This is a genomic window from Pseudomonas kielensis, from assembly GCF_014236655.1.
Taxonomy (GTDB): Bacteria; Pseudomonadota; Gammaproteobacteria; order Pseudomonadales; family Pseudomonadaceae; genus Aquipseudomonas; species Aquipseudomonas kielensis.
In genome coordinates this window covers 1-10,787 of record NZ_JACMYG010000010.1, presented here as the reverse complement: position 1 = coordinate 10,787, position 10,787 = coordinate 1, and the positions used below count along the sequence as shown (strand labels likewise).

The following is a 10,787-nucleotide window of genomic DNA, read 5'->3' as shown; positions in this document are numbered from 1 at the left end:
ACGATGACTGAACCTACTGAAAACACCGATACCCACGCCCTCCTGGAAAAAAGCCAGGTCGTGCATCAGACCAGCCGGGGTCCCACCGTCGAAGAGGTGGCCGCTCAACTGCTGCGCCAGGCGCTGGAGGCGCTGTATCCCGAACGGGATATCGACCCCGACCAAACGCTGATCGGCACGCCTCAGTGGCAGCCCATCGACGGTACGCTCGTGGCCATGCCGACCCGGTTCGAATCACTGACCCAGGCATTGGTCCGGCAATTTTTCAGCGCTACCACTGCCAACTATCTCGAAGGCGAGCACTTCCTGACATTGAACCCGCCCGCCTCGCCCGTGGTGCATCTGGACATCAGTGTCGAGGCCGTTGCCGGCTTGCTCAATGACTACGCCCCACTGCTCTTCGTTGCCTTCGGCGAGCGCCAACTGGCCTATTGGAACGACACCGGGCGCCAGCTGCCGCACTGGCTGGAACTGTCCAATACCTTGCGCAAAACCCTCGACGTGCAACACGCCAAAGGCTGGGATGAAGCGCAGTGCCAGTTGGCCCGGGCCGTCTCGCGCCATCCGGACAAAAAAAAGCGTCAGGCCCACGATGCAACGCTTTCGACTATCCAGGTGAGCCTGATCGACATTGACTCGGTCGACGCCCAAGGCAACACCCAACATTTGAGACTGGTGGGTGCCTGCGTGATCACAGGGCGCTATCAACAGCGCGATCTGGTGATGATGTACACCGTTGAATACGGTTATGAAACGTTCGACTCCCTGGAGCAGCTGGGGGCTTCGTTACCGGATCGCATCGAGACACAAACCCCTGTGCGAAACCTGAAATGGCGGTTGTTCGAGCCCGAGGGAAATTTTTTCGATCATATGGCCTGGGCGTTGATCACCAACCAGCTCGATGCCATTGGCACCATCACCCAGGCAAGCCTCGCGAGCGAGGCGGACGAGCACATCGATTCAAACCCTCTGGTGGAACAGGCCAGCGTTGAGGAGAAAAAGGCGCTCATTGACCTTGATGACTCAATACCCGATTGGCTGTTCGGTGCTTCGGTTGCCGACCTGAATCAGTACAGTCAATCCGTCAACGCGCTGGGCAAACTGTACAAACAGAATGAAAAGAGGCTGTTCCGGATTCTGCCCCTGACGACCTATGCCCAGGACCGCCTGCGTGACGCAATCATTGCCGATCAACCCGGCGCCGCCGGACTGCCGCTGGACAGCCTCGAGATCACCGTCACCAACAGTTTCGAGTCCGGTGGCTTGACGCTGCCCAACCCGTTCGACGTCCACACTGAAACACTGGGCGAGTACGCCGTGCACAACAGCGCACCGTACCAGGCAACCCTCAGGTTCAAGCCGACGCAGCCGCTGCCTGATTGGCTGAACGTCGCCTACCTGACGAAAATGGCGAGCGCGGTGGACGTCGGCGAGGCGTACCCCCGATTGATCAAAGACAAACTGATCGATGATCCGCTGCAAGCGCCCTTGCAGCAGCATTTTTACATCAACCAACTGCGGGCCCTGCTGCCGCTGATTGCGCTGGAGTGCAAGATCCGTCGCATCGCTGGCATCGATGAATTGGGTTGCCTTTACGTGCGCGAATGGCTCAATCCGACCCCCGGTCACCCGCAGCCGGTGCTCACCCGTCCACTGACGTTTGTCCAGTCCGGGCAAACCAATGGCGACACCGTCGCCAATATGTTCATCATCGCCCCGCGCGAGCCGGCAGCCGGGCCTTGCCTGCTCTACCGCCCGTTGTTCGACCCACCATTGTTGCAGTTCCCTTCAGCGCAAAACCTGCTGTATGCCCTGCATCAACCGGGAGCGCTGAGGGATTCAGTGCTGGCGTGGCTGCCTGACTCAGACATCGCGTTCAAGTACGCCCAATACACATTCCCCGTCGGCCTGCCCAGCCCATGGTTGGCGGCGCAGCTGCTCGCCGAGCCCTGGACAAGCGTGGACTGGACCGGGCCGGTGGAACTCGCGTCGCAGGCGTTGGACGGTGACATCTTCCCGGTCCTGTTCAAGACCCATGCCCTGGCCATGGCCGAACTCTCCGACCGCCAGTCGCTCTCCAATGCCCAACGACGCTGGGCCTTGCTGTGTGACAGCGGCTGGGCATTGTTCAATGTGGCCGCGAATTTTCTCAGTGGCCCGGCGGGGGCGGCGGTCTGGGTCTGGCAAAGCATCAGTGAAATCGAGCAAGTACTGGACGCCCATCAGCGCGGTGATGCCCAGGCTCAATGGAGCGCAGTCGCCGATATGCTGCTGAACCTGAGCATGATCCTGGCCCATCACGCCGCCACGCGGCGCAAAACAGGCCCGCGCACAGAATCGGCGCCGTTACGTGTGCATGACCGGTTGCCCAAGACCACCACCCCCGCGGCCACCAAACCCGCGGCACCCGTGGTGACACTGATTCCCACCCCCATGACCGGTGAGCTTGCCTCCAGACATTACTCCTCACTGGCCGCCAGCGGCTCAGTGCCTCATCGCTCGCCCTCGGCCCTGGTGGCTTTTCTGAGCACCTTGAGCGTGCCGGCCCCCGATATCACCAGCCCCGTCACGCAGACCCTGTTGCACGACACCGCCGAGCTGTATCGCCTGGGTGCAAAAACCTATGCACAGGTCGGCGAACGCTGGTACTGCGTGATAGAACATGAAGATGGGCAGATCCAAATCGTTGATCCACACACCCCTTCGAAAACCGGTCCCCTGCTGAGCCCTACCCAACAAGGTCGATGGTTCGTCGACACCCGTTTGCGCTTGCGCGCCGGTGCGGGAGGTACCAGCCTGCGAAGCCAGCTCAAGGCCCAGCGCAAAGCCAAGGAGCAGCAGAAGAAACAACTGGGAGTGGAGCTGGAGAACTTCAAACGCCAGGAAGCCCCCAACAATGCCGCGTTGAAAAAGGCCCAGACAGAGCTCGAAGGCTCCACCGGGCAAGCGCGCGAACAGGCGACGGAGCGCTACCTCATCCAGGTGGAAAAACTGATTGGTGACTACGATCAAGCCCTGAAAAACCTGGAGCAATGGCGCATCCACGGCGCAAGTGAGGGCTACCTCAACGATTTACAGCGCATGACCATCGAGCTGCAAAAAAACCTCGCCCTCTGGTTCGCGCTCAAGCGCAACGCCTACGCAACGCTCACCCACCGGCTGGCCCAAGACGCGGCTATCGACACGAGCGCGTTGTTTGAAGCACACGTTCAAGGCGTCAGGGAGGCGCTGGCATTGAGTCAGGAGATCGTCGCCCGCCTGCACATTTCCCAAACGTCGCTGCAAAGAATTGAAGCGGTTGGCCGTGCCGGCATGACCACCGCACAAAGTTTGCGAAAGCTGCTGCCTGTGTTCACCCAATGGGACTTGAAGTCCAATGAGATCGGCATGTCGCATGAGGTGTGCATGCGTGGTACTGCCACCGAGAACGCTGAGCCGGCCCGTGAAGCGGTGGGTGCATTGATTATCGAGGCCGCGACCGCCACCCACCGGCATACCGCCTTGATCAGAACGCCGGATGACGGTGAGACAAGCGTCCATCGCATCGACACCCTAAGCCGACTGATCGATGTCTACGTCGATACCGATCAACGCCTCAAAGACCTTCCTCAAGAGTACCCCGACAAGGTCGAGCCGACTGAGCTTGAACGGGTCAGCACCTTGATCGGCGAGTTCAGGCAACTGGCTCAGGACCAACTGGCGGCGCTGTTGCCCGAGAGTGGGACGAGCGCCGTACCGGTGGCGTCGAAACCCGCTGTGGCGGGCCCCTCCCGGCCTGCTGGCAAAGTCACCAAGAGCCGCCCCCGCGACCCCGCGCCCGCCAAACCCTCGACACCCAGCCAGCCACTGCTCGAGGAAATACTCCCCACCCGCAAAAGTCCTTCTGCGGTGTCGGAACTGGACGATATCGATGTCATTAACCATGCCCTGACCCTGAATGAAGACGTCCAGGGCTTTATTGATCGGACCCGAAAAGACGCCGCCAAACCCAACCGTATCCCGGCAGACATGCAGGACTTGTTCGACCTCCAGGCCCAACGACTGGAACACATGGCAGTCAAGGTCGATCACGTACTGGAGCGCATGCGCGCCTCGGGCGGAGTGCGACTGCCCGTGGGCAACCTGAGTTCGGAGCTCAAGGGGGCCGCCGTCCGGTTACGCGCCCAAGGCATCGATACCCGCACCCGCCTGCTCAAGGAGCGCCCGCCACGGCAGGCCTATGTGCAGTGGCTGCTGGACAACAACCAGGTCAGGATCGTCAGGAACCCACAAGGCCGCATCAAGACCAAAAAACGCCAGGACTACTTTCAGGAGTACCAGGTGCTCGACATGACAGACAAGGATCAACCGTTGTGGCTTGCGCACTTTCACTACAAATCGCCCGAGGCCCCGTTGGAGGACTACACCGCGGCACACTTGAAGATCGCCGACGAGCATTTGCAGCAATTCACTGCCGAGCGGCGCAAGGCCCTGACGACCCTGATGCCAATCGACTACGTGTTGCGGCGCATCAGTGACCCATCGCTGTTCTTCGGGCTGGAAACCCAAGCCTGATACACGGCTGCGGGCGGGCTGGGAGTCCGCCCGCTTCAGCGATCACGCCACACCGCTCGCAATCGCCCCAGCGCCGCCTCGATCGCCTTTTCGGGCACGGCGGCAAAGCCCAGCACCAGCCCGGCACGTTGCTCCGGCGCCGTGGTGGATTCCGGCAGCCAATAACTGCTCAAGCCATTGATCTCGACGTCGACGCTGCACGCGGACTCGATCAGTTCGCGCTCACGCGCCACGCTGTCGACGGGTACCGTCATGTGCAGCCCTGCGGCAACCGTGGGTAAAGGGCCGATACCCGGGATATCCAACGGCCAGCCACTGAGCAGCGTATTGCGCCGACTCAACGCCGCGCGGCGCATGCGGCGGATGTGCCGCTGGAAGTGCCCGGCGGCCATGAACTCAGCCATGACCGCCTGGGTACTGACTTCGGAATGACGAACATCCACGGCGCGCCGCTGGGAAAACGCGTCCACCAGCCCCCTCGGCAGCACCAGGTATCCCAGGCGCAGGGCCGGGAACGCGACTTTGCCAAAAGTCCCGACGTACAACACCCGACCCTGGCGATCCAATGCTGCCAACGGCGCCAGCGGCGCACCGCTGTAACGGTATTCGCCGTCGTAATCGTCTTCGACGATCCAGCCTTGCGTGCGCTCGGCCCAGGCCAGCAGCTCAAGACGACGGGCAAGGCTCATCACCACGCCTGTGGGGTACTGGTGGGATGGCGTGACGTAGGCCAGGCGGCAGTCAGTGAGTTTCGCCAGTTCGCCGCAATCAATGCCCTCGCTGTCCACCGCCACCCCGTGCAATCGCGCGCCCGCTACGGCAAAGGCGTGACCCGCCGCGCGGTAGCCCGGATTCTCAATCCCAACCCCGTCACCTGGCTCCACCAGCAACTGTGCACAAAGGCTAATCGCCTGCTGCGCGCCGCTGGTGATCACAATTTGCTCAGCCGAGCATTGCATGCCCCGTGCACTGCGCAGGTACGCCGCAATCAGGCCACGCAATCGGCCGTCGCCGGCCGGGTCGCCGTAACACAGCTGCTGCAAGTCCGGTTTGCGCCAGAAAGCCGCATTCAGCTTGGCCCAGACCTCGAAGGGAAACAGATCGAACGCCGGGACACCGACCCGAAATGCCCGTGGCGGGCCACTCGGAGGACTCGGCAAATGGTGCTTTTCCACACGCTCCAGCGCACCGCTGTGGATAACTTTACTGGATGGAACCACAGGTAAATCCAGCCAATCTGTGGATAAGGCTGTGGGTAAGCCTGTTGAAAACCCTGTGGATACTTTTGTGGATAATTTTTTCACGGGCAATGCGCTGTGCGGCAATTGCGCGACATAGGTTCCATCGCCGACCCGCCCCTCGATAAAACCTTCGGCGTAGAGCTGGTCGTAGGCACGCACCACGCTATTGCGGGAAATCGCCAATGCCGCCGCCAGATCGCGACTGGCCGGCAACCGTGTGCCGCTGGCGAGCCGACCGTCCAGCACGCGCACGCGCAGTGCCTGATAAAGCTGGCGACTCAAGCCCTGGCGGCGATCGAGTTCGATCCCCGCAGGATTGAACGACAAGGACAGCGGTTCGCGGGTCATGGCAATGGACCTATGAAATTGGTCATTAATGGCTCTTACAACAGACCAATAGCCTGCCTAGGATGCAGGCATTCGCCAAGGAAAATTCCATGTACACGCCCAAAGCCTTTGCCATCGACGACTTACAGGAACTGCAGCAGCAGATACTCGGCACCCGACTCGCCTTGCTGGTCACCCATGGCCAACAAGGGCTGCTCGCCAGTCATCTGCCGCTGCTGCTGAACACCGATGAAGGAGAGCATGGCACCCTCTACGGCCACTTCGCCAAGGCCAACGCGCAGTGGAAGGCATTGCACGATGGCGCCGAAGCGCTGGTGATTTTTGCCGGTGCCGATGCGTACGTGAGCCCGGGGTTTTATCCAAGCAAGGCCGGGCACGGCAAAGTTGTACCGACCTGGAACTACGTCGCGGTACACGCCTATGGCACCGCCGAAGTGTTCACGGATGCCGATCGCCTGCTCAGCCTGGTCAGTGCCTTGACCGATCGTCATGAAGCCAGTCGTGCCCAGCCATGGAAAGTCGCCGACGCGCCCGCCGATTACATCGATGGCATGCTCAAGGCCATCGTCGGCTTCGCCCTGCCCATCCAGCGCCTGGAAGGCAAACGCAAGCTCAGCCAGAACCGTAGCACCCCAGATATCGCCGGCGTACGTGAAGGGCTGGCTGCCAGCCCAGACCCGCACGACCAGGCGCTCGCCCACTTGATGCCAAAGGAATGAACATGAGTCAGATCGAAATTCGCCGCGTCAGCGCCGACGACCACGCGGCCTGGCTGCCGTTGTGGCAGGCCTACCTGAGCTTCTACAACACCGAGCTGCCGGACGCCGTCAGCCACAGCAGCTGGCAGCGCTTGCTGGACCCCAGCGAGCCGACCCATGCAGCGCTGGCCTGGGCTGACGGCAAGGCGGTAGGCATGGTGAATTTCATCTACCACCGCTCGAACTGGAGCATCGAAAACTCCTGCTACCTGCAGGACCTGTTTGTGGCACCGCAAACCCGCGGCACCGGAGTTGGCCGTCAACTGATCGAGTTCGTTTACAGTACCGCCAAGGCCGACGGCTGCGGCAAGGTCCACTGGCTGACCCACGAAACCAATGCCACTGCGATCCAACTCTACGAGCGCATCGCCGAACGCCCCGGTTTCATCCAGTTTCGCAAAGCCCTTTAAGGTTCAAGGAGAACAACATGTCGACTTCACTCGCAGACTGGCAAGGCGTGCCACCGCCCTCGGCGCAACGGCTCGAAGGGCGTTTCATCCGCCTGGAGAAACTTGACCCGGCGCGCCATGGCGAGGGTCTGTTCAAGGCCCTGCAAGGCCCCGACGCCGACCCGAAACTCTGGGACTACCTGCCTTACGGCCCGTTCCCGGAGCGCAGCGTCTTCGATGCCTGGCTGAACAACCACGCCGCCCACAGCGACCCGTATTTCTTTACCGTCATCGACCGCGCCAGCGGCGAGGTGCAGGGCATCCTCAGCCTGATGTCGATTGTCCCGGCCCATGGCCGCGTCGAAATCGGCCACGTCGCCTTTGGCGCGCCGATGCAGCGCTCACCGAAAAGCACCGAAGCCGTGTACCTGCTGGCCAAGGAGTCATTTGCCCTGGGCTACCGCCGCCTGGAGTGGAAGTGCAACAACGCCAACGCCCGCTCCAAGTACGCCGCCGAACGCCTGGGCTTCAGCTTTGAAGGGGTGTTTCGCCAGCACATGGTGGTCAAGGGCCAGAACCGCGACACCGCGTGGTATTCGATCCTGGATTCGGAATGGCCGACGATTGGCGCAGGGTTCGAGAAGTGGCTGGCAGATGACAACCAGACAGACTCGGGGCAGGTGAAGACGCTGGTGGAGTGTCGCGCCTAAGTGCTTTGACCGCAAAAGATCGCAGCCTGCGATCTTTTGCCCTGGTGGCTTAAGCCAGTTTCTGCGCCAACACGGCGATGTGCTCCGGACCGATACCGCAGCAGCCGCCCAGATGACTGGCGCCACGTTGCTGCCAGTCGGCCGCCCAGTGCAGATAACCCGGCGGATCCAGGTCATCGCGCAACGGGTCCAGGCCGTCGTTGGCCGTGGCCTCCTTGGGTTGCGGCGGGAACGCGTTGGCGTATGCACCGAGGTGAATGTCCACAGCCAAGCGGGCGAAGGTTTGCCGCGCGGCATCGATTGCAGCCCCGATCACTTCCGGCTGGCTGCAGTTGAACAGCAGGGTCTGGACCCCCAACTCGGCCGCCACCGCGGCAGCCTCGGCAACGGGCTCGCCGGAACGCAAGCGCGGCACGTCATCGGTGTCTTCATCCTTGAGGGTAAAGGACAGCCAGAACGGCTTGCCGTCTTTAGGCAACCCGGCGTGAATCGCCCGAGCTTCGGCGATCGAGCTCTGGGTTTCAGCCAGCCACAGGTCGACATGGGGCGCCAGGCCCTTGACCAGCGGCGTCAGCAATTCGCTGACGCGCGCTGCTTCGAACAGGTCCGGACGATAGGAACCGAACAGCGGAGGCAATGAGCCTGCGACACGCACCGGCTTACCCGACGCGTCCACTGCCCGCCGCGCCAACTCACCGGCCAACGCGGCAAGCGCCTCACCTTCAGCCGCAAAACGCGCTTCGCCGATATGAAACGGCACCACTGCGTAACTGTTGCTGGTGATCACATTGGCACCGCTTTCGATATAAGCCGCATGCACCGCCTCAACCGCTTGCGGCGCTTCACTCAGCGCCAGCGCCGACCACTCGGGCTGTCTGAATGGCGCTCCTCGGCGTTGCAACTCACGGCCCATGCCGCCATCCAGAATCACTGTCCTTGCTACGCCCATATGCTTTTCACTCATATGCTTATGAAAATAACTCACTACCAGAGTCAAACTTATAACTATTTAATACGCACCATTCAGTTAATCACAACCTCTTTTTTACTCAGGGATCGACCGTGAAATTTCAACCGCTGCTGGCCCTGGGCCTGACGATCCTCGCTGCCTCCACCCAGGCTTTTGCCGGCACAACCCTGGACCGGGTCGAGCAGAAAAAGGAGTTGGTGGGGGTGCTGATGGAGAGTTACCCGCCCTTCTCGTTCCTCAACGATCAGAACCAGCTCGACGGTTTCGACGTGGACGTGGCCAAGGCCGTGGCCGCCAAACTGGGGGTCAAGCTGCGCCTGGAAACCCCGTCCTGGGACGTGATCGCCGCCGGTCGCTGGAGCGGTCGCTACGACATCTGCATCTGCTCCATGACCCCGAGCAAGGCCCGCGCCGAAGTGTTCGACTTCCCGGTGCAGTACTACGCCTCGCCAGCCGTGATCGTGGTCAACGCCAAGGATGAGCGCATTCACGGGGCCAAGGACCTGAGCGACAAGAAGGTCGGCCTCACCAGCGCCTCCAGCTATGAAAGCTACCTGAACAAGAACCTGGTGATCGAAGGCGCCGAAGACACCCAGTTGCACTACCCGTTCGAGAACGTGCAGATCGCCCCCTATGACACCGACAACGTGGCGTTCCAGGACCTCGGTCTGGGGGCCGGTGTGCGCCTGGATGCGATCCTCACCAACCTGGTCACCGCCCAGCCGCGCCTGACCCAGGACGCACGCTTCAAGCTCGCCGGTGAGCCGCTGTACTCGGAACCCAACTCGGTGGCCATCGAGAAAGGCGATGCCCAGTGGGACGCCAAGGTGCGTGAGGTGTTCGCCCAACTGAAACAGGACGGCACCTTGAGCCAGCTGTCGCAGAAATGGATCGGCGCCGACATCAGCCAATGACTTCTTTCCCTCCTCCCCAGCCACCGCAACCGGTGGCTGAGTCGTTGCTCAAGCGCCTCTGCGGTTTTCGCACTCGCCTGTACCTGACCTGGGCGGCGATGTTCGGGTTGTTCGCCAGCTTCTTCCTGAGTTTCGACCTGAAGTTCTCGATCATCCTCGACAAGCTGCCGAACCTGGTAGGCCTGCACCTGGCTCCCAATGGTTTCCTGCAGGGGGCGGCGCTGACCCTGTTCCTGTGCCTGTGCTCGATTGTTGCCTCATCGTTGCTGGGCTTCGTCACCGCGCTCGGGCGCCTGTCGAACAGTGCCGTGGCCTTTGGCATCGCCAGCTTTTACGCGTCGTTCTTTCGCGGCACGCCGCTGCTGATCCAGATCCTGCTGATCTACCTGGGTTTGCCGCAACTGGGTATTGTCCCGGGCGCCATCGCTGCCGGCATCATTGCCCTGTCGCTGAACTACGGCGCCTACCTGAGCGAGATCTTCCGCGCCGGCATCCTGGGCGTCCCCTACGGCCAACGCGAAGCCTCGCTGGCACTGGGCATGCGTGAGAGTGTGATCTTCTGGCGCGTGACCCTGCCACAGGCCATGCGCACCATCATCCCGCCCACCACCAACCAGTTCATCTCGATGCTCAAGGACTCGTCGCTGATTTCGGTGATGGGGGTCTGGGAAGTGATGTTCCTGGCGCAGTCCTACGGCCGCTCCAGCTACCGCTACATCGAGATGCTCAGCACCGCAGCGATCATCTACTGGCTGATGTCGATCGGCCTGGAGCTGATTCAGGCGCGCATGGAAAAGCACTACGGCAAGGCCTACGCCAAGCGCGGTTAAGACTGTCTTGTTTGGCGCTTTCAGCCTGCCCACCAGGCTGTCCCACCTTTCCCGTTGGCCGCAGAGCAGGCAA

The 10,787-nt window shown here is 61.6% G+C and carries 8 protein-coding genes; 6 read left to right on the top strand and 2 right to left on the bottom strand.

What is annotated here, in order from left to right:
* Window positions 1-3 precede the first annotated feature (3 nt).
* Window positions 4-4,554 (top strand): dermonecrotic toxin domain-containing protein, encoded by a 4,551-nt coding sequence (locus H7995_RS12035; RefSeq protein ID WP_185818423.1) that lies wholly within the window; start codon window positions 4-6, stop codon window positions 4,552-4,554.
* A gap of 35 nt (window positions 4,555-4,589) precedes the next feature.
* On the opposite strand, the gene pdxR is transcribed toward H7995_RS12035, so the two are convergent.
* Entirely contained in the window at window positions 4,590-6,143 is a 1,554-nt protein-coding gene (gene pdxR / locus H7995_RS12030) for a MocR-like pyridoxine biosynthesis transcription factor PdxR (protein ID WP_185818422.1), read from the bottom strand.
* Window positions 6,144-6,232: 89 nt separating this feature from the next.
* On the opposite strand from pdxR, the gene H7995_RS12025 reads away from it, so the two are divergent.
* Genes H7995_RS12025 through H7995_RS12015 form a run of 3 tightly spaced genes read left to right on the top strand, consistent with a single transcriptional unit; the run spans window position 6,233 to window position 8,000 of the window.
* Window positions 6,233-6,862, top strand: a complete 630-nt coding sequence (locus H7995_RS12025; protein WP_185818421.1) for an FMN-binding negative transcriptional regulator — start codon at window positions 6,233-6,235, stop codon at window positions 6,860-6,862.
* A 2-nt stretch (window positions 6,863-6,864) separates the two neighbouring features.
* On the top strand, window positions 6,865-7,311 hold the full coding sequence (locus H7995_RS12020) for a GNAT family N-acetyltransferase (protein WP_166589330.1): 447 nt from the start codon (window positions 6,865-6,867) through the stop codon (window positions 7,309-7,311).
* Between the two features lie 17 nt (window positions 7,312-7,328).
* The gene (locus tag H7995_RS12015; RefSeq protein WP_166589331.1) at window positions 7,329-8,000 is read left to right on the top strand and encodes a GNAT family N-acetyltransferase; all 672 of its coding nucleotides are present in this window, start codon (window positions 7,329-7,331) and stop codon (window positions 7,998-8,000) included.
* A gap of 49 nt (window positions 8,001-8,049) precedes the next feature.
* Here H7995_RS12015 and H7995_RS12010 read toward each other — a convergent pair whose 3' ends face one another.
* Window positions 8,050-8,949, bottom strand: a complete 900-nt coding sequence (locus tag H7995_RS12010) for a homocysteine S-methyltransferase family protein (protein ID WP_182344628.1) — start codon at window positions 8,947-8,949, stop codon at window positions 8,050-8,052.
* A 113-nt stretch (window positions 8,950-9,062) separates the two neighbouring features.
* Between H7995_RS12010 and H7995_RS12005 the strand changes: the two genes are divergently transcribed.
* Together H7995_RS12005 and H7995_RS12000 are read left to right on the top strand one after the other, a co-directional pair.
* Window positions 9,063-9,884: an ABC transporter substrate-binding protein gene (locus H7995_RS12005; protein WP_182342889.1), complete on the top strand. Its 822-nt coding sequence runs from the start codon at window positions 9,063-9,065 to the stop codon at window positions 9,882-9,884.
* A complete protein-coding gene (locus H7995_RS12000) occupies window positions 9,881-10,714 on the top strand; it encodes an amino acid ABC transporter permease (protein ID WP_159998627.1) in 834 nt (277 codons plus the stop codon). Before H7995_RS12005 ends, H7995_RS12000 begins: the two co-directional genes overlap by 4 nt.
* The last annotated feature ends 73 nt before the right edge of the window (window positions 10,715-10,787 follow it).

Coding starts and splice junctions, on each gene's coding strand:
- H7995_RS12020 (WP_166589330.1), top strand. CDS start 6,865: ATGAGTCAGATCGAAATTCGCCGCGTCAGCGCCGACGACCACGCGGCC.
- H7995_RS12015 (WP_166589331.1), top strand. CDS start 7,329: ATGTCGACTTCACTCGCAGACTGGCAAGGCGTGCCACCGCCCTCGGCG.
- H7995_RS12025 (WP_185818421.1), top strand. CDS start 6,233: ATGTACACGCCCAAAGCCTTTGCCATCGACGACTTACAGGAACTGCAG.
- H7995_RS12010 (WP_182344628.1), bottom strand. CDS start 8,949: ATGGGCGTAGCAAGGACAGTGATTCTGGATGGCGGCATGGGCCGTGAG.
- H7995_RS12000 (WP_159998627.1), top strand. CDS start 9,881: ATGACTTCTTTCCCTCCTCCCCAGCCACCGCAACCGGTGGCTGAGTCG.
- pdxR (WP_185818422.1), bottom strand. CDS start 6,143: ATGACCCGCGAACCGCTGTCCTTGTCGTTCAATCCTGCGGGGATCGAA.
- H7995_RS12035 (WP_185818423.1), top strand. CDS start 4: ATGACTGAACCTACTGAAAACACCGATACCCACGCCCTCCTGGAAAAA.